16 protein-coding genes are annotated in these 17,228 nt (G+C 60.5%); 8 read left to right on the top strand and 8 right to left on the bottom strand.

Annotated features, from left to right (window positions below):
• Nucleotides 1–137 precede the first annotated feature (137 nt).
• A complete protein-coding gene (locus AC07YV_RS13160; RefSeq protein ID WP_494990306.1) occupies nucleotides 138–1,166 on the top strand; it encodes a GlxA family transcriptional regulator in 1,029 nt (342 codons plus the stop codon).
• A 10-nt stretch (nucleotides 1,167–1,176) separates the two neighbouring features.
• Here the strand turns inward: AC07YV_RS13160 and AC07YV_RS13155 are convergent, their stop codons facing one another.
• The gene (locus tag AC07YV_RS13155; RefSeq protein WP_102701144.1) at nucleotides 1,177–2,112 is read right to left on the bottom strand and encodes a LysR family transcriptional regulator; all 936 of its coding nucleotides are present in this window, start codon (nucleotides 2,110–2,112) and stop codon (nucleotides 1,177–1,179) included.
• A gap of 324 nt (nucleotides 2,113–2,436) precedes the next feature.
• Between AC07YV_RS13155 and AC07YV_RS13150 the strand changes: the two genes are divergently transcribed.
• From AC07YV_RS13150 to AC07YV_RS13140, 3 genes are all read left to right on the top strand, one after another.
• Complete coding sequence (locus AC07YV_RS13150) at nucleotides 2,437–2,829, top strand: response regulator transcription factor (protein WP_102701145.1); 393 nt, start codon at nucleotides 2,437–2,439, stop codon at nucleotides 2,827–2,829.
• A 231-nt stretch (nucleotides 2,830–3,060) separates the two neighbouring features.
• Nucleotides 3,061–4,263: an NAD(P)/FAD-dependent oxidoreductase gene (locus tag AC07YV_RS13145; RefSeq protein WP_102701146.1), complete on the top strand. Its 1,203-nt coding sequence runs from the start codon at nucleotides 3,061–3,063 to the stop codon at nucleotides 4,261–4,263.
• Nucleotides 4,264–4,341: 78 nt separating this feature from the next.
• Complete coding sequence (locus tag AC07YV_RS13140) at nucleotides 4,342–5,259, top strand: MBL fold metallo-hydrolase (RefSeq protein ID WP_102701147.1); 918 nt, start codon at nucleotides 4,342–4,344, stop codon at nucleotides 5,257–5,259.
• 123 nt (nucleotides 5,260–5,382) lie between these two features.
• Here AC07YV_RS13140 and AC07YV_RS13135 read toward each other — a convergent pair whose 3' ends face one another.
• From AC07YV_RS13135 to AC07YV_RS13110, 6 genes are all read right to left on the bottom strand, one after another.
• Nucleotides 5,383–6,381 carry a 3-hydroxybutyryl-CoA dehydrogenase gene (locus tag AC07YV_RS13135; protein WP_102701148.1) on the bottom strand — a complete coding sequence of 333 codons (999 nt, stop codon included), beginning with the start codon at nucleotides 6,379–6,381 and terminating at the stop codon, nucleotides 5,383–5,385.
• The gene (locus AC07YV_RS13130; RefSeq protein WP_102701149.1) at nucleotides 6,381–7,487 is read right to left on the bottom strand and encodes an NAD/NADP-dependent octopine/nopaline dehydrogenase family protein; all 1,107 of its coding nucleotides are present in this window, start codon (nucleotides 7,485–7,487) and stop codon (nucleotides 6,381–6,383) included. The genes AC07YV_RS13135 and AC07YV_RS13130 overlap by 1 nt, the downstream gene beginning before the upstream one ends.
• Before the next feature lie 96 nt (nucleotides 7,488–7,583).
• Complete coding sequence (locus AC07YV_RS13125; protein ID WP_102701150.1) at nucleotides 7,584–8,558, bottom strand: AraC family transcriptional regulator; 975 nt, start codon at nucleotides 8,556–8,558, stop codon at nucleotides 7,584–7,586.
• A gap of 85 nt (nucleotides 8,559–8,643) precedes the next feature.
• Nucleotides 8,644–10,005: a spinster family MFS transporter gene (locus AC07YV_RS13120; protein ID WP_102701151.1), complete on the bottom strand. Its 1,362-nt coding sequence runs from the start codon at nucleotides 10,003–10,005 to the stop codon at nucleotides 8,644–8,646.
• Nucleotides 10,006–10,165: 160 nt separating this feature from the next.
• Nucleotides 10,166–11,413, bottom strand: coding sequence for an OprD family outer membrane porin (locus tag AC07YV_RS13115; protein ID WP_102701152.1), 1,248 nt, complete (start codon nucleotides 11,411–11,413; stop codon nucleotides 10,166–10,168).
• A gap of 638 nt (nucleotides 11,414–12,051) precedes the next feature.
• A complete protein-coding gene (locus tag AC07YV_RS13110) occupies nucleotides 12,052–12,402 on the bottom strand; it encodes a BON domain-containing protein (RefSeq protein ID WP_102701153.1) in 351 nt (116 codons plus the stop codon).
• A gap of 550 nt (nucleotides 12,403–12,952) precedes the next feature.
• On the opposite strand from AC07YV_RS13110, the gene AC07YV_RS13105 reads away from it, so the two are divergent.
• The 4 genes from AC07YV_RS13105 to AC07YV_RS13090 all read left to right on the top strand — a co-directional run bounded on the left by AC07YV_RS13105 (nucleotide 12,953) and on the right by AC07YV_RS13090 (nucleotide 16,175).
• Entirely contained in the window at nucleotides 12,953–14,575 is a 1,623-nt protein-coding gene (locus tag AC07YV_RS13105) for a DUF1254 domain-containing protein (RefSeq protein WP_102701154.1), read from the top strand.
• Nucleotides 14,576–14,832: 257 nt separating this feature from the next.
• On the top strand, nucleotides 14,833–15,027 hold the full coding sequence (locus AC07YV_RS13100; protein ID WP_146025388.1) for a hypothetical protein: 195 nt from the start codon (nucleotides 14,833–14,835) through the stop codon (nucleotides 15,025–15,027).
• 196 nt (nucleotides 15,028–15,223) lie between these two features.
• Nucleotides 15,224–15,877, top strand: coding sequence for a hypothetical protein (locus AC07YV_RS13095; protein WP_095967121.1), 654 nt, complete (start codon nucleotides 15,224–15,226; stop codon nucleotides 15,875–15,877).
• A 91-nt stretch (nucleotides 15,878–15,968) separates the two neighbouring features.
• Nucleotides 15,969–16,175, top strand: coding sequence for a co-regulatory protein PtrA N-terminal domain-containing protein (locus AC07YV_RS13090; RefSeq protein ID WP_102701155.1), 207 nt, complete (start codon nucleotides 15,969–15,971; stop codon nucleotides 16,173–16,175).
• 493 nt (nucleotides 16,176–16,668) lie between these two features.
• On the opposite strand, the gene AC07YV_RS13085 is transcribed toward AC07YV_RS13090, so the two are convergent.
• A partial coding sequence (locus AC07YV_RS13085) for a hypothetical protein (RefSeq protein ID WP_494990305.1) occupies nucleotides 16,669–17,228 on the bottom strand: 560 nt, incomplete at its 5' end.

The raw sequence follows: 17,228 nt of genomic DNA, 5'->3' as shown, positions 1-17,228 counted from the left end.
TGCGCTGCGAGCAAAGCTAGCATGCCGATGCACGCCGGCGTTAGGCCAGAAACCCCTGAAAAACGGCCAGCCGCGTGTGCTTGAAAAACTCCCCGTGTAGGCCCTGGCTCAGCCGCCATTCGAACAGGCAGGATTCCATGACGAACGCCACCACCCTGCACCACTCGACACACCACCAGCCCTGGACGGGCCCGCGCGAGGTGGTGTTCGTCGCCTACCCGCAGATGGGCCTGCTCGATCTCAGTGGCGCACAGACAGTGTTCTGGGCGGCCAGCAAGGCGCTCTCCCAGCGTGGGTTGCCCGGCTACCGGCTGCGCACGGCGAGTCTCGATGGCGGCCTGGTGAGCACCGTCGAGGGGCTGGCGGTGGACACCTGTGCGCTTGGCGAGCTCGATCTCGCAGCCATCGATACCCTCGTCGTTCCCGGTGCTCCCGATATCTGCCAAACCCTGGACAGCCACGTCGAACTGGTGGCATGGCTACATCGCGAAGCGCCCGCCGCACGCCGCGTGGCCTCGGTCTGCAGCGGCGCCTTCCTGCTGGCCAAGGCCGGCCTGCTCGACGGCTGCCGCGCCGCCACCCATTGGGCCATGTGCGACGCGCTGCAACAGCGCTTCCCCGCCCTGGAGGTGGACGCCGACGCGATCTTCATCCAGCAGGGCGCAGTATGGACCTCGGCGGGCGTGACCGCCGGCATCGATCTGGCACTGGCCCTGGTGGAGGCGGACTGCGGCCGGGAAGTCAGCATGCAGGCGGCCCGCGAGCTGGTGGTGTACCTCAAGCGTCCGGGTGGACAGGCGCAATACAGCACGCTGTTGCAGATGCAGGCGCAGGACAGTTCGGTGTTCGACGAATTGCACCTGTGGCTGGCCGAGAACCTGGACGACCCGAAGTTGACCGTGGAGCGCCTGGCGAAACAGGCGAAGATGAGCCTGCGTAACTTCTCCCGGGTCTACAAGCGGCATACCGGGCGCCCGCCCGCCAAGGCCATCGAACTGTTCCGCCTGGAGGCGGCGAAGCGTCTGCTGGAGACCTCGCCGCGCAACATCGAGCAGATCGCCCGCGCCTGCGGATTCGCCGACGAGGAAAGGCTGCGCACCACCTTCCAGCGTCACCTGACGATTTCGCCGCGCGACTACCGCAGCCGGTTCACCCGCGAAAGCTGAAGCCCCGCCCTCAGGCCACGGCCAGCACCACCGGGCGCTCCGGCTGCTGCGCCAGATAGCGCGCGAAGCAGGCGCGCAACCAACGCTCGCGCGGGTCCGCATGGCTGGCGCCACGCCAGGCCATGGACAGGTCCGGGCTCGACAGGGGCAGCGGCGCGTAATCGACACGCATCCCTTCCAGGCGGACCATCGCCTGGGCCACATAGTCAGGCACGATGGCCAGCAGGTCGCTGCTGTCCAGCAGTGCGGGCAAAGCGCTGAACTGGGGGACCGTCAGCACCACACGGCGCTGACGACCATGGCGAGCCAGGGCGCGGTCGACATCGTCGGTCACATGTCCCTGCGTGGAGACCACCACATGCGGGCGCCGGCAGAACTCCTCCAGCGTTACGGGCCCAACCGCCGAGTCGGCACGCAGCAACATCGACTGCATGGGTCGCAAACGGCGGCAACGGGCGCTCGCCGGCAGGTCCCGGGTCAGGCTGATGCCCACGGAGATGTCACCGCTGACCAGCAACTGCGGCAACTGCCACTGATCCACCCGATGGACCACCAGCGTGACGTTGGGCGCTTCGATGCGCAGGTGTTTCATCAACCCTGGCAGCAGCGCGTACTCGACATCGTCGGAGAGCCCGACATGGAAGGATGCTTCGCTGGTGCCCGGATCAAACGCCTGGCTGCAACTCAGGGCAAGGGCAATACCTTCGAGCGCAGGCGCCAGTCGTGCGTGGATTTCCTCGGCTCGGGCCGTCGGCTCCATCACCCGCCCGGTGCGGATGAACAGCGGATCATCGAACATGGAACGAAGCCGCCCCAACGCGCTGCTGATGGTGGTCTGACCCAGGAACAGGCGTTCGCCCGCCCGGGTGACGTTGCGCTCACGCATCATGGTTTCGAAGACAACCAGCAAATTGATGTCGGCATGCCGCAGATCGTTTCTGTTCATTTGACCACCCGCCTGGTGAAGTTGGATTCGAACAGCGCCTCGTCGCATCCGAATATGTGTTCGGAGTCTGCGATGTGATTGCAGCGTATTCAGGCAAGCCGGGCGAGTCTTTAGTACATGAGGCCAATGAAAGCATCCCTTGGATGCTCGAACTTATACCTGCGTATTCTCCTCTCGAACTTTGCGCGACAGATCTCATGAGCACCCGACTTCCAGTCAGGATTTCCACACTCAAGTCTTGTTCATTTATACCTAGGTATACTTTTCCGACTCAGGCGACGGCGTATCTTGCAAGTACGGCAGGCGCCGCCACGAGTGCCCCACATGATGCAACAGACTGAAATCCGCAACAGGGCTGTCATTGCAGTCGTCGACGACGACGAATCCATTCGCACTGCCCTGGAAGGCCTTCTACGCGCCTCTGGCTACCAGGCGCGCACCTACGACGGGGCCCGCGAGTTCCTCGACTCCGACGGTCCGGCGAATGCCCATTGTCTGATCTCCGACATCCAGATGCCCGGCATGTGTGGCGTTGAGCTGTACGAGGCATTGCGCGCCCGCGGCCTGCACGTCCCGGTGATCTTCATCACCGCCTACCCGGGCGAGAATCCGCGCATCACTTCGGGTTTGCCCGGGGTGATTGCCTGCCTGCCCAAACCATTCGCAGCCGAACAGTTACTGGCTTGTGTCGAAGCCGCCTTGCGACAAGCGCACTGAATACCCTGGCCAGTTTCCCGACCGATACCTTCGTATAACTTTCTTCAACGGATGCGTAATTCCCGCACACCGATGGAGAAGTGCACCTCGAAGTTCGCTCCCATAGCATGAATCCACAGCGGACGACTGGAAACAGAACAACGCCGCTTGTATTTCGTGGCGACCCTTCATTGTCACGCCGAGCTTGAGGCCACTGCTTCAAGTTTCATTCATTCGAGTCAGGAGCACATCATGAAACAGCAACTTCTGGTTATTGGTGCGGGGTTCGGCGGTCTGTGGAGTGCCTTGAGCGCCGCCCGCCTGCTGGACATGCATGACCGCCAGGATGTGGAGATCACCCTGCTGGCGCCGCAAGCCGAACTGCGCATTCGCCCGCGCTTCTATGAAGCCGATGTGCATAGCATGTTCGCCCCGCTGGATGCCCTGCTCGACGCGGTGAACGTGCGCTTCGTCAAAGGCACCGCTGAACGCATCGACGAGCAAACCGGCCGCGTCGGCTACCGCGACGAGGCCGGCCGCCCTGCCGAATTGACCTACGACAGGCTGGTGCTGGCCTCCGGCAGCCAGTTGTCACGCCCCCCGGTGCCGGGCCTGAACGAGCACGCCTTCGACGTTGACCAGATCGAGTCTGCCGCACGCCTGGAGCGTCACCTGATGTCGCTCGGCAAACAGCCTGCCAGCCGCGCCCGCAACACGGTAGTGGTCGCCGGTGGCGGCTTCACCGGCATCGAGACAGCCACCGAAATGCCTGCCCGCCTGCGCGCCGTGCTGGGTGCAGACCAGGACGTACGAGTGATAATCGTCGATCGCGGTGAGCGCATCGCCGCCGCCATGGGCGACGGCATTCGTCCTTCCATCGTCGAGGCCTCCGAAGCGCTGGGCATCGAGTGGATCACCGGCGCAACGGTCGCTTCGGTAGACGCCAACGGCGTAACCCTCGCCGATGGCCGACACATCGAAAGCCACACGGTGATCTGGACCGTCGGTTTCCGCGCCAGTGCCCTCACCGAACAGCTCACTGGCGAGCGCGATGGCCAGGGCCGTCTGCACGTTGACGGCAACCTGAAGGTCCGTGGCCAGGGCAAGGTGTTCGCCGCAGGCGATGTGGCCTACGCGGCCACCGACGATATCGGCAATTTCGCCGCGATGTCCTGCCAGCACGCGATCAGCCTGGGCCGCCACGCCGGCAACAACGCCGCCGCCGACCTGCTGGGCGTGCCCCCGACCCTCTACCGCCAGCCCAAATACGTGACCTGCCTGGACCTGGGTGCCTGGGGCGCGGTGTACACCGAAGGTTGGGATCGTCAGCTGAAGCTGGTGAAGGCAGAAGCCAAGGAACTCAAGACGCAGATCAACACCCTGTGGATCTACCCCCCGGCCGCCGACCGGCGCACCGCCCTGGCCGCAGCCGATCCCATGATCCCGGTGGCCTGAACACCTCGCGGCATTTTCCTGCCGTCGCGAGAGCGACATTCGCCTGATGTATTCGACACAAGCAATAGGAGAACGACCATGACCATGCCTCTGAAATCCTTCCCCCGGCAGCAAGCGGATGCCGAGGAACTGGTGCCTTCGCGCTACGCACTGCGGCTCGGCGAGATTGACGTTCTGGTGGTCAGCGATGGCGTGCTGCCGCTGCCGACCGAGACCATGTCCACCAACGCCGACCCGGCTGCCCGCGCGGCCTGGTTCAAGGACATGTACCTCGGGCCGGACATGTTCGACTGGGCACTGAACGTGCTGGTGGTACGCAGCGGCGAGCAGACCGTCCTGGTTGACGCCGGGTTGGGCGGCCAGTTCCCCGGTTTTCCGCGAGCCGGGCAGTTCCCCAAGCGACTGGAGGCCGCCGGTATCGACCTCGCGTCCATCACCGACGTGGTGATCACCCACATGCACATGGACCATATCGGCGGGCTGCTCGTCGATGAGGTGAAGAACCGCCTGCGTCCCGACGTGCGCATCCACGTCACGGCCACCGAAGTCGACTTCTGGACAACCCCCGATTTCTCCCAGACCTCGATGCCCCAACCGGTGCCGGACGTCCTGCGCAGAACCGCCAACCAGTTCATGGAGCAGTACCACAGCAAGCTGCACATCTTCGAGGATGAGCATGAAGTGGCACCGGGGGTGGTCGCCAAACTCACCGGCGGCCACACGCCCGGGCACTGCGTGGTCTACGTGACCTCCGGCGGCGAGCGCCTGACCTTCGCCGGTGACGCCCTGTTCCCGGTGGCCTTCGACCATCCCGACTGGCACAACGGCTTCGAACACGATCCCGAGGAATCGGTTCGCGTTCGAGTCCGCCTGCTACAGGAAGCGGCGGCGAGCGGCGAGTTGTTCGTCGCCACTCACCTGCCCTTCCCCTCGGTCGGCCGAGTGGCGATCGACGGTGATGCTTTCCGCTGGATTGCGGCCTTCTGGGATTATTGATCGCCTGCTGGTATCAGGCCGGCGCCTGGCCTGCTCAGGCTACGCAATTGGATCGACTGAGAGCGGGCGAAGGCCCCCGCTGCAACCTCGTGTAGTCAGGGCCCGGCATCCGGGCCCTGAGGCTCAGGCCTGCTTCAAGGCGCCATCGAACGCTGGCGTCAACCCCGACAATTGCAGCTTGCGGACAAAATCGCCAAGACGCTGCTGCTTGTAGGCTTCCACGTCCATGTCACGGTAGTCGTAGAAACCCTGGCCATCTCGCAAGCCATTGCGGCCGTTTTGCATGTTGTCGGCGATCACCTGTGGCGATTCGAAGCGCGGTGACAGCGCTCCACTCAGGTAGCGCGAGGCGTAGTACAAAATGTCGCCGCCGCCCCAGTCGATGAATTCAAGCAGGCCCAGTACCGAGAAGCGCAGCCCGAAACCGACGCGCACGGCGGTGTCGATATCTTCTGCGCTGGCCACGCCCTCTTCCACCATCCGTGCGGCTTCGTTCATCACCAATGCCTGAATGCGCGGCACGATGTAGCCAGCCACCGGATTGCACACCACGGGCACCTTGCCGATCCGCTTGAGCAGTTGCAACAGCCGTTCGACGACCTGAGGGCAGGTCGCTTCGCTGCGGCTGACTTCCACCAGCGGCATCAGGTACGCGGGATTGAGCCAGTGCGCGTTCACGAAGCGCGCAGGCGTGCTGACCATTTCGCTCAACTCGGTGACGAGAAACGTCGACGTCGTCGAGGCGATGATGGTCGACGCCGGGACATGTTCGCTGACCCAGGCGAAGGTCTCCTGCTTGACCGCGATGACCTCCGGCACCGCTTCGAACACCAGGTCGCACTGAGGCAGTGTCGCCGCGGCCCGGGATTTTGATTGCACCGTCAGCCGGGCTATCGCGATGTCCGCCTGATCCGCCTTGAGCACACCAAGGCGTACCAGCATCTGCAATTCACTGCGGATGTTGTTGCGCACACGCTCGAAGTAGCCGTGTCGCTCATCCTCCGCGCGATCCTTTATATCGATGAGGGTGACCGGCAGGCCCGCATGGATGAACGCCAGGGCAATGCCCTCACCCATACGGCCGGCGCCGACCACGCTGACCTGGGGCTGCGCGGCGTTCATCAGTTGTAGCCCTTGGTCAGCAGTTCGGTCATCTGCGCCCGACTCAGTTTGGCCAGACCGAGGTTTTCCAGGGTGCGGCCTTCGGCGTAGAGATCCCGTGCAGCGACGACCGAGGCAATGCTCAGCAGGCCCTGCGCGACCGGAGTCGGCACACCGGCCCAGCGGCCGACGGACACCAGGAAGGACAGGCCCAGGCGGGTGTCTTCAAGCATGTAGCGGTGCTTCTGCAGGTCGATGTCTTCGCGCCAGTCACCGCTGTCGGTCAGTTTGCCGTGGGCACCGCGACCGTACATCCACTCATCGCCTTCGGTGGTGTTGTAGTGGTCGGCCAGGGGGAAGTGCGGCGCGCCGTAGGTCAGTGCTTCGCGCACAGCCATGCGCTCGGCATCGAGCTGGTTGGTCACGCGGCGGATCGACGGTTGGGTACCTTCGTTGTGAATGTCCCAGGCCTCGAAATGCTCCAGGGGACCGGCGTTCATCATGATCAGCGGCGGATGGATGATGGGGCCTGCGTTCATCAGCGCACCACTCAGGGCGTCTTCAATCGGCTCGACGCTCGGGTAGGCCTCGCGCAGTACCGCGAAAGCATGCTCGGACAGGTCGCTGGGGAATACGCCGGTTGGCAGGCGGGTGGCGTAACCGCTGATCACCAGGTCGCTGGCGCCATGCTTGCGTACCAGGTACGGCAACGTACCGGTTTCAGCGAAGGCGACCTTGCTCCGGTTGCCTGCATCGGCCATGGCCTTGGCGAACACGAAACTGCCGAAGGTGCCCGGTGGCAGGAACACCACCTGACCGTCGTGCAGGTGCGGCGCAACATGTCTGGCCAGGTCTTCGTGGGAGGTCGACGGCAGCGGGATGATCACCAGTTGCGCATCGCCCAGGGCTTCGGCCAGGTCGTCGGTGAACGACAGCTTGTCGCCCTGCTGGCCGACGGACAACTGGCGAGTGCCCTTGTAGTCCTTGATGGTCAGGCTGCCGATGGCCAGCAGCTCCTTGAGCGCGGTGGAGTCTCGACGCCACAGGCGGGTCGGGTGCCCCTTTTCAGCCATTTCGACAGCAGCGGCGTAACAGCCGTGACCGCCACCCAGCACAGTAATATTCATGCAGATACTCCTTTTTGTCAGTGACTCGATCCTATCGAGCCGCACCGTCGCGCACTTATCCGATTGCGCAGCCGACTGACGGATTGCGCAGGAGTCTCAATGCTTCTGCCGCCGCAGGGTTTCCGAAGGCAGGCAACCATAGCGTTGCCGATAGGCGCTGGAAAAATGCCCGAAACTGTTGATGCCGTGACGCAACAGGATATCGGTGACGGTTTCGCCGGCCCTGCCCTGTTTGAGCGACTCGTGGATCACCGCCAGGCGCCGGTCGCGGATGTACTCGACCGGCGCCTGCTGGAGGAACTGGTTGAAGCCGTTTTGCAGGGTGCGCACCGAGACGCCACACAGTTCGCTCAAGGTCGTCAGGCTGATCGGTTCGTCGAGGTGTTCCTCGATGTAGTCACGGGCCTTTTTCACGTGGTGCGGCAGCGGCGCGCGCGAGTCGATCAACAGATCCTCCGAGTAGTTGTGCGGCAGCTGTGTGAGCAGCAGTTGCATCAGGTATTCGGACAGTCCGCTGGCGAGGCGCGAACCGTCCACGCCGCTGCCGTACAGCCGGCAGATGTAGTCCAGGGTGTGATAGAGGCTGACGACGCCGGCGCCCAGGTGGTCGACGCTGACATCAAAGATCACCGACTGCCGCAGACTGCGGCCGAGCAGGCGTTGCAGTTGCGTCTCCAGGGCATCACGGTCGACCCGCAGGATCAGGTTGCGGCACTCGCCATCGGTGACGATGCGGCTTTGCGCGAACGGCGAGGAAACACTCAGGTAGCCCGACTGCATCGCCGCGCTGCGCCGCCCGTGGGCCACTTCGCAGTGCCCCTGCAAGGTAATGCGAAACAGGTACTGATCGGCAATGTCGCCGATGGTGATTTCCACCGGCGCGCCATAGCGCAGGTCGAGCAGTGCCGAATCGCCGAAAAACACCCCGTTGAGCCGAGTGTGGATGGGTTCGTCACGCAGTACGTTGAAGCTGTGGGGGCACAGGTATTGGCTGACCTTGTCCTTGATCTCGCGGTAATCGGCCGAGCTGAGCAGGCTGTGCCGTTCCAGCAGGTGTACATCATTCAACATCAAGGGTTCTCCTGACCTGGAGCACCTCGGCCCCGCGCCCTTCAAAGGGAGCGAGGCCGAGGCGCCGATCGTGGACTATGACCAATCAGGCCCGGGTCGGATACTCCCGGGCATAGCTTTCCCGAAAACGACGGCAGCCACGCCAGAGCAGTAGCACCGTCAACGCCGATGCACCGGCGATCACCAGCGACATCGACGAACCCACCGCCGCGGGCGATCCGAAGTAGCGGTCGGTCAACAGCGCCACCAGCGTGGTGCCCAGGCCCAGGCCCAGCAGGTTGCTGATCAGCAGGAACACCGCCGAGACCTGCGCGCGCACCTGGTTCGGCGCGAGGATCTGCATCGCCGCCGTGGACGCCGGCATCGGGAACGAAGCGAAGAACATCGCCGGCACCAACAGCGTCACCGACAGCCACAGTTGATCGACTTGCGGGAACAGCACGGCCGGCACCGCCATGCCGAGCGCACCGATGACGCCGGTGCGCATGGCGGCGTCCTGATGACCTTTCTTGGCCAGGTAGTCGGTGAGCCATCCGCCAAACAGCACGCCTGCGGTATTGGCCACCAACAGCACGGTGCCGAGCATGTAGCCGGCCTCCATTGGCGACAGGCCGAACTTGCGGATGTACAGCGCCGGGCTCCAGCTCATCATGCAGAACAGGGCCATGGCGTAGAACGAAAAGCCCAGGTAATGGCAGGTGAAGGTGGCACGGTGGCGACCGAGGAAACGCAAGCCATCGCTCATCGCAACCTTCTTGGCCTGACCCTGTGCATCGACCTGCAGCCCCTTGCGCGCCGGGTCGCGCACGGTAAGCCAGATCAACAGGCCGACCACGATACCGGGCAGGCCGACAATGAAGAACGCCAGTTGCCAGGCCTTCATCGCACCGAGAACGGCGACTTCGATGGTGTTCATGTCCTTGAGCATCGCGATCACATAACCACCCACCAGGAAGGCCAGGCCACCACCGACGAACGAGCCGATCGAGTAGATGCCCACGGCGCGGCCGAGTTTTTCCTTGGGGAACATGTCGCTGAACATCGAGTAGGCCGAGGGCGACAGGGCCGCTTCGCCGACACCGACGCCAATGCGGGCGAGGAACATGTGCAGGAAGTTCTTGCTCATGCCGCAGGCAGCCGTCGCCAGGCTCCAGAACACCACGCCGACGGCGATGATCTTCGGCCGGGAGAAGCGATCCGCCAGGTAGGCGATGGGCATGCCCATGAACGCGTAGAACAACGAAAAGGCCAGCCCGTGCAGCAAGCTGAACTGAGTGTCGCTGATCTGCAGGTCGGCTTTGATCGGTTCGATCATCAGCGCCAGGATCTGCCGATCCACAAATGAAAAGATGTAGGCGATCATGCACAGGCCGACCACGTACCACTCGTAAATGTAGGTTTTCTTCTTCTGCTGTTGCAGGACCGCGTTATCGACCTGGATATTCATTAGTGTTTGCTCCTCTTGGAATCCGCTCATGGGCGCAGCGCGCCGGGTGACGGTGCACAGGACACCGACTGGGAAGTTGCGGGGCAGAGGTAAAGGACAAAGGGTTCGAACATGGTCAGGCCTCTTATTGTTATGGGGTCAAACTCCGGGTGGACCGGGCTTACCAGAACTTCCAGGTGTAGGTCGTGGCGAAACGGAATTCGTTGTAGTCGTAACCGTACTTCTGTTTCACGTCGATGTTGCGCAGGTCCAGCCCCAGGCCTTGCAGCGCCCCGCTCTGCACCACGTAGCTGAGCCCCAGGAAGCGTTCGCTTTCCTGGTTGTCGCTCAGGTTGGCGCCACGATCCCAGTGGGTTCCCTTGATGTAGCGGGTGTAGAGCTTCAGCCCCGGCATGCCCATCCCGGCAAAGTCATAGCTGTAGCGCGCGCCCCAGGACTTTTCATCCGGGCGGACAAACCCCAGGGACGACCAGTGCACCAGATAGGGTTGCGGGATAAACCCGTTCATCGTCGGGAACACGCTGTCACCGAGCATGCGCTGGTAACTGAGGCCAAACATGTGGGCGCCTTTGAGCAAGGTGAACAGGCCACCGTAGGAACGGTTGTCGATCTCACCGTTCAAGGCACTACCATCTTCATTGTTATTGAAGTAGCGCAAGTCGGTCTTGAGTTTGTAGCCATTACCCAAGTCAGCCATATGCATCAGGCCGAAATAGTGCTGCTGATAAATATCATGCAACACGCCATAGAAATAACTGGCTTGCAGGTTCTTGGTAATGTCGTAAGTTGCGCCGCCGAAGTCCAGGCCGTCACTGTCGAGATTATCGGTGGAGCCAAACTTGTACAGTTTCTCGTGGTTGGAAGATTCCCGTGTCACGGCAGACCAGAACCGGCCACCGGTCATCGTCAATCCATCGACTTCCCTGGACTCGACCACCGCCCCTTGATAGATCGTATCCAGTTGCCGACTGGTGTCATCGTACGCCACCGGCAATTGAGGGCGAAGGTCACCGACCTTCAACTCGGTCTTGCTGTAGCGCATCTTGAAGGTTGCACCGGCGCGACTGTAGTCATCCGCCGTCTGCTGGTCACTGACGCTGAAAGGCAGCGAACCGTCGTTGCCCGATGAATCCAGGCGCACGGCGTATTGCGCATCCACATCAAGGCCGATCGCCAGGGCCGTGTCGGTGTAACCGGACGTAAACTGTGCATCGAAACCCTGAGACCAACTATGCACTTCAGAGACCGGCGCATTGTTATTGGTGTAATTACGGTGCAAGTAGAAGTTACGCGTATCCACTTTCAAGTGACTATCATCGACAACATCGGCATAGGCTGCCGGCGAACAGATCATTCCCAACACGCCGGCAATACCAAGCCCACGGCAAGATTGTTTTACCTGAAGCATCTAACTTCTCCACATCTGTATGTGCTGGGCACTGTATTTATAGGAGCAGATTCGAACTAAAAGTTAAAAATGCCGGCAGCCGAACACCGAGCCTTCTTGCGCAGGAAGGCGAATTGCATCAGGGATATAAAGAACGATGGGTTCGAGCATGGTCAGGCCTATTGTTGTTATGGGGTAAAACGCCAGGCGGGCTCAATGCAACAGCCCGCCAAGACGACACGCCTCCTGTCTACCCAAGGTAAGTCAGTAGGCGCCGCGCCGATATCGAGATGAACAGCATCCGTTGGGGGGAAAACTTCAATCCGGCTAAAGGTTTCCCTTAGTCGACTCAAAAGCGCAGGGCACACAGTGCGAGATGGCAAGCCTGTATTGCATAAGCCTTCCTATAGCGAGGTCTTGTTGTTGGATGGGCCCTAAACTAGCGATTGCGCTGCCTGCCAACCTCCCCGATTGCGCAGGCGATTCTCCAATTACGCAGCCTGATGCAGACCCTTGGATGACAGGCAGAAAACGGCCTGAGCAGCCACTCGGAAATGTCCACGAAGCCATGGGTGTTTCACTCTGGGGCACAGGGGCATTCAGCTTCCCTGCGCTCTCGGCTCCCGACCGGGAGCGCGGCGCCTACAAAGTTGCCATTGTCATTTGTCGTCCATCTTTGTTGACGATTGTGGCCGGCGCTCAGTGTTCTCTTCGGCGTTGGGCGCTTCTGGAAAACTCCCTGGCGTGAACACATGGGTCTGCAGGTCGCTGGCATCGACTTCGGCGACACCATGAACCGAACGGGCCAGCTCAATGGCCTGTTCACACTGTCTATGAGTGTTGACGCGGCCGCTTAACCCCACTATGCCCGCATGGGTTTTGACATTGATATGCAGGCTAAGTGTCGGATCGGAAAATGCCAGGGTGGACTTCACCTTGGCGGTAATCCATGCATCGTGAACGGCCATTTCCAGACCATGAGAGTAATGCTGGAAGGAGTGAATTTTCATGGCTGAACCCTCTCTCGAGTAATCAGACGTATTGTCCATCCCTTTTGCTGTGCTGCCCTTTGCCTGTCAGGTGAACGCTATGGATACCTGATTCGTTTTGGAGCGCTCGCCACACAAACATTGACAGACATTAATTATAGTACGGCCGTTGCCTGCGGTCAGAGCGCTGTCCCCGTGAACGTCCGCCCTGCTCGCTTTGTGCCAGGCGCAATACCTGCATAGCCTCCAGACAGTCCTTATTGCGATCGGCCCTGATCAACCCATGGCTGCCGATGTCGACCGACAGAAAAAGGCCAACAGTTGCCGCTGGCTGGAGCGATGGCAAATGTGCACCTATGCTTGGGTCGGCTGGAAGAACTGATCGAGCATTCCGTGCTGCTCCGTCACCTGCGCGCAATATCCGTCAAAGGTCATCCGGGCGTATCAGTTTCAGCGCGCCTTCGATGATCTGGAACCAGGCTGTGGTTTGCCTGGCTTTCGAAAATCCTTGCGCCATGCCCTTCCTCAGTTTGAGTCATCAATACTTCAAACTTCCCCCCGGGAGACACCCATGGCGCACCTTCTCAAACCCATCGCCGTACTCACGTCCTGCTTTACCCTGATGTTGCCGGTGCTGACCTCGGCGCAGGCGGCCACCGACATTCCACCCGCCATCAAGACGCCGGACCGTGTCGAGACCCGAATCGGCGTGCTGGAATTCAAGGATGGCGCGCCAAGCGCTGAAACTGCCCGGAATGTCTATGACACACTGGCGTTCACACGGGGTGTCGATGCCTTCGTGAACAGTTTTTCCGGCGCCTCGGCCTATGCGATTCGCGAGGGTTTCCACAGCATTGGCGCTGAAGACAACTCGGTGGTCATCTTCTCCGAGTTGATGGACTCCAACTCGCTCTTTCTCACGGCCAACGCCGATACGATCTACTCGGTGGCAACCCTCGACCTGACGAAAGGACCCTTGGTGATTGAAGTGCCACCCAAGGCCCTCGGCACGCTCAATGACATGTGGTTTGGCTGGATCATCGACATTGGCGCACCCGGACCTGATCGCGGTGAAGGGGGTAGATACCTGATTCTGCCACCCGGCTACGAGGGTCCTGTTCCTGATGGCGGCTACTTTGTCGGCCGCTCCAAGACCAACCATGTGCTCTACGCCGTACGTGCCTTTATGGAGAACAACGACCCGAAACCTGCCGTTGACCTCATCAAGGAAAAACTCAAGATCTACCCCTACACGCCGGGTGGCCACGGCACCAGCATTGCCACGGCACTCGAAGGCAAAATCCGCTTGGTGCCCATCCCCCCGATACCGCCAACGAAGTTCATCGAGGGCAGTGGCAAATCCTTCAACACCATCCCGCCCAACGATTTTTCCTACTTCGAGATGCTCGACAAGCTTGTACAGCTGGAACCTGCCACCTCGTTCAGCCCGGAACTCATGGGCCAATTGGCGGCCATCGGTATCGTGAAGGGCAAACCCTTTGCGCCGGACGAGCAGATGAAGAAGATCCTCAGCGACGCGGCAGCCGTGGGCAACGCCGCTGGACGAGCGCTGAACTGGCGTGGCGCCGAGTATCCCGGCTGGGCCTATTACCCGAACTCGATGTGGGCCAACATGCTGTGGCAAGGCGGCTTCAATTTTGAAACACCGCCGCCGTTGATCACCAAGGAAGGCCTGTTCAAGCCATTGCCACCGACTGGCGCGCGCACGCTTGATTCGCGCACGGCCTTCTACTACGGCTACACCATGGATTCGCCGGGCATGATCATGCGCGTGCCCAATGTAGGCTCGCAGTACCTCATGGGTTTCACTGACGCCGACAAGAACCCCTTCGATGGCGCAAAGACCTATAAGGTGACCCTGCCACCCAAGATCCCTGCGGCGAAATTCTGGTCCTTCACCGTCTACGACAACCAGACGCGCTCCATGCTCCAGACACCACAGCGCTACCCCCGTGCCGGCAGTCAAACCTACCCTTCACCGGCGGCCGTCGAAAACGCGGATGGTTCCATGACCATCTACTTCGGCCCTTCCAGACCTGCGGACGCCAAAGCCGGCAACTGGATACAAACCATGCCGGACAAGGGCTGGTTCATGCTCCTGCGCCTCTACAGCCCGCTTGAGTCGTTCTTCACGAAAGAGTGGCGGCCGAGCGAGGTCGAACTGGTTCGGTGAGACAAGAACAGGGCAGTTAGCAGCACCTCCCAGGCGGTGCTGCTGACTGCCCTGTTAATGCCGACGCAATCAACTGTCCGGAATGTGCTTTTTTCGAAAGAAAAATGGCAGTGCATTGCCCTGGTTTTTGACCCCGACCAGGGCTTTTTTGATGGCTGATTGGCTTATACCCCCCGATTTTTACCCTGGAATATGCAAAAAAAGACGAAGAAATCGACGGGACTTTTATCCGCCCCCCGACCCGCCGAAAGCCAGTCATGGTGCTGGCTGCGCCCTCCAGTGATGGCAATATGCCACCTGTTTCGGCACTGCCGTTGGTCAGCAAAATTGATCAAAAAATGAACGGAGACGGCTTTTTTCGTTCAGAATACGCAACAGGTCACACGGGCTCCGAAGCTCAGCTGACTCAAGAAGCGGAAGTTAAACCTCATATAGACGCCCAGTGCGAATGAGGTTTTTTGTTACCTGAAAATGGAACTAACCGAATGATCAAAAAGTTCATTCGCTAAACTCGCTTTTTTCTTCGCAGCACAACGCCGCAAGATTAAACAATAGAAATTTCTGGATCCTGACTGCAGTCAGCAACGGACAAATTCAACTAGCCGTGCTGAAGTCATGTTGATCCACTAAGAGTACAAAGAGGTAATCATGGAACTTGGTATACTGACTTCGCCAGCCGCGGAATATATTCGCTTGGGCGTTGTATATTTCCATCTTATCGCCTGCTGCGTGGCAATCGGGCTTGTGTTGACCAGTGACATTGCCATGGTCAAGCAACTCCTGAAGGGGGATGTGTCGGGTCACCATGATGACGCGCATCTGGAAAGCCTTCAAAAAACCGTATCGCTTGCACTTGTAGCGCTTTGGATTACGGGCATTGCTATTGTCGGAATAGATTATGCCGGCAAGGGGATGGAATATTTCCTCAATCCAAAGTTGCAAGCCAAAATCGGCATCGTTGTGCTGTTGACCTTTAACGGTTTCCTGTTGCATAGCGCTGTATTGCCGGCACTGAAGAAAGCCGGTTCGATACTCAAACTCTCCTTCAACCTGCGCATGCTGGCGCTGTTCTCCGGCGCGCTCTCTGGTGTGTCCTGGTTTTATGCCGCCATGCTCGGTGTCGGTCGTCCGCTGGCCTGGAAATACTCGCTGGTCGAGTTGCTGGCGGCCTATCCGGTTCTCATCGTCGGTGGCTTTGGAATGATGGTGCTGCTCACCGTCTGGGCGAAAAACAAAAACGCTGAAGGCCGTATGGAGCAACGCACCTGGGGAACCGGAAACGCTGCTCTGGCTGGCTGGTGAAGTCAGGTTGAACAAGCCCGTTCAGCCTTTGCCAATGAATTCCGTTTTTAACTATTTACCCATCTCACTTTTCTCACTTGAGGATATCCAAATGAAATCCATGAAAGCTCTCTTCGTCATCGCCGCTCTTACTGTTTCTTCTCTGGCGATGGCCACCGGTGGTGGTGACAAGACATTCAATCGCATGGAGTCGGCCCGCAAGGTTTCGATGGAAGCCTTCCAGGTTGCGCAGAAGCAGAAGGCTGAAGCCGCTGTAGCTCAAAGCAAGGCCAAGGCGAGCAATCGCAGCAACGGCTGATCGGTGTAGCGCGACCGCGCAACACGATGGCAAAAAAGGGACTTCACGGAGTCCCGGGGCACACAAATAACGAAATATCGGTGTTCCCCGCCATTACGTGAACGAACAAAAAAAGTCGCAAACCCTGCAGGTTTGCGACTTTTTTTCGATACGTCCTTCAAATTCCCGGGACGTTTTCTACGGGTATGCCTGCCGTTGCGTAGTGTGCAGGCCTAGTTCTGTACCTCAACCACGTCGACATCCGGTGCGTCTGGAGCATCCGGTGCATCCGGGGCGTCTGGAGCGTCAGGGGCATCCGCAACATCCTCTCTGGCGTCCCTCTTCTGGGCCTTGGCCGCCTCTCTGGCCGCGTTCGCATCAGCCTTGGCGTCGTTCCGGGCAGCATCTGCAGCAGCCCGGGCTGCATCTCTGGCTGCATCTGCGTCTGCCTTGGCAGCGTCCCTGGCGGCATCTGCAGCGGCCCTCGCAGCATCTCTGGTTGCATCTGCACCCGCTACACCTGCAGCTTTTGCAGCGTCACGGGCAGCATCCGCCGCAGCTCTGGCGGCATCTCGGGTTGCATCTGCATCAGCTTTCGCAGCATCCCGGGCTGCGTCTGCATCAGCTCTGGCAGCGTCTCTGGCTGCATCTGCGTCATTTTTGGCAGCGTTCCGGGCTGCATCGGCGGCATTGTTGTCGGCCCTATTGGCCTTATCGGCTCTATCGGCTCTATCAGCCTTATCGGCCCTATCAGCCTTATCGGCCCTATCAGCCTTATCAGCCTTATCAGCCTTATCGGCTTTATCGCCACGGGCATTGCCTGGGCCTGCGTTTCCGGCAACACCACCATGGTCAGCATCGCCGCGGCCCATGCCGCCATGTCCTGCGCCACCGTCACCGCCACCATCGCCATGGCCACCGCCAGCGTTACCGCCTCCGCCATTACCACCGTGACCACCGCCTCCGGAGCCTCCGTTGCCGGAGCCACTGCCGCCACCGTGACCACCACTGTTACCACCACCGCCGCCACCGTGGCCGCCTCCGCCGTCACCACCATGACCGCCGCCTCCGGAG

It is taken from the genome of Pseudomonas sp. GW456-E7, from assembly GCF_059424105.1.
Note: the sequence above shows the minus strand (reverse complement) of the source record. Positions and strands in the feature narration are given on the sequence as shown.

What these genes read in the sequence shown, in the direction of transcription:
- AC07YV_RS13090 (WP_102701155.1), top strand. Translation starts at nt 15,969, where the DNA reads ATGAAATCCATGAAAGCTCTCTTCGTCATCGCCGCTCTTACTGTTTCT.
- AC07YV_RS13140 (WP_102701147.1), top strand. Translation starts at nt 4,342, where the DNA reads ATGACCATGCCTCTGAAATCCTTCCCCCGGCAGCAAGCGGATGCCGAG.
- AC07YV_RS13105 (WP_102701154.1), top strand. Translation starts at nt 12,953, where the DNA reads ATGGCGCACCTTCTCAAACCCATCGCCGTACTCACGTCCTGCTTTACC.
- AC07YV_RS13120 (WP_102701151.1), bottom strand. Translation starts at nt 10,005, where the DNA reads ATGAATATCCAGGTCGATAACGCGGTCCTGCAACAGCAGAAGAAGAAA.
- AC07YV_RS13135 (WP_102701148.1), bottom strand. Translation starts at nt 6,381, where the DNA reads ATGAACGCCGCGCAGCCCCAGGTCAGCGTGGTCGGCGCCGGCCGTATG.
- AC07YV_RS13155 (WP_102701144.1), bottom strand. Translation starts at nt 2,112, where the DNA reads ATGAACAGAAACGATCTGCGGCATGCCGACATCAATTTGCTGGTTGTC.
- AC07YV_RS13160 (WP_494990306.1), top strand. Translation starts at nt 138, where the DNA reads ATGACGAACGCCACCACCCTGCACCACTCGACACACCACCAGCCCTGG.
- AC07YV_RS13100 (WP_146025388.1), top strand. Translation starts at nt 14,833, where the DNA reads ATGGTGCTGGCTGCGCCCTCCAGTGATGGCAATATGCCACCTGTTTCG.
- AC07YV_RS13150 (WP_102701145.1), top strand. Translation starts at nt 2,437, where the DNA reads ATGATGCAACAGACTGAAATCCGCAACAGGGCTGTCATTGCAGTCGTC.
- AC07YV_RS13115 (WP_102701152.1), bottom strand. Translation starts at nt 11,413, where the DNA reads ATGCTTCAGGTAAAACAATCTTGCCGTGGGCTTGGTATTGCCGGCGTG.
- AC07YV_RS13130 (WP_102701149.1), bottom strand. Translation starts at nt 7,487, where the DNA reads ATGAATATTACTGTGCTGGGTGGCGGTCACGGCTGTTACGCCGCTGCT.
- AC07YV_RS13095 (WP_095967121.1), top strand. Translation starts at nt 15,224, where the DNA reads ATGGAACTTGGTATACTGACTTCGCCAGCCGCGGAATATATTCGCTTG.
- AC07YV_RS13110 (WP_102701153.1), bottom strand. Translation starts at nt 12,402, where the DNA reads ATGAAAATTCACTCCTTCCAGCATTACTCTCATGGTCTGGAAATGGCC.
- AC07YV_RS13145 (WP_102701146.1), top strand. Translation starts at nt 3,061, where the DNA reads ATGAAACAGCAACTTCTGGTTATTGGTGCGGGGTTCGGCGGTCTGTGG.
- AC07YV_RS13125 (WP_102701150.1), bottom strand. Translation starts at nt 8,558, where the DNA reads ATGTTGAATGATGTACACCTGCTGGAACGGCACAGCCTGCTCAGCTCG.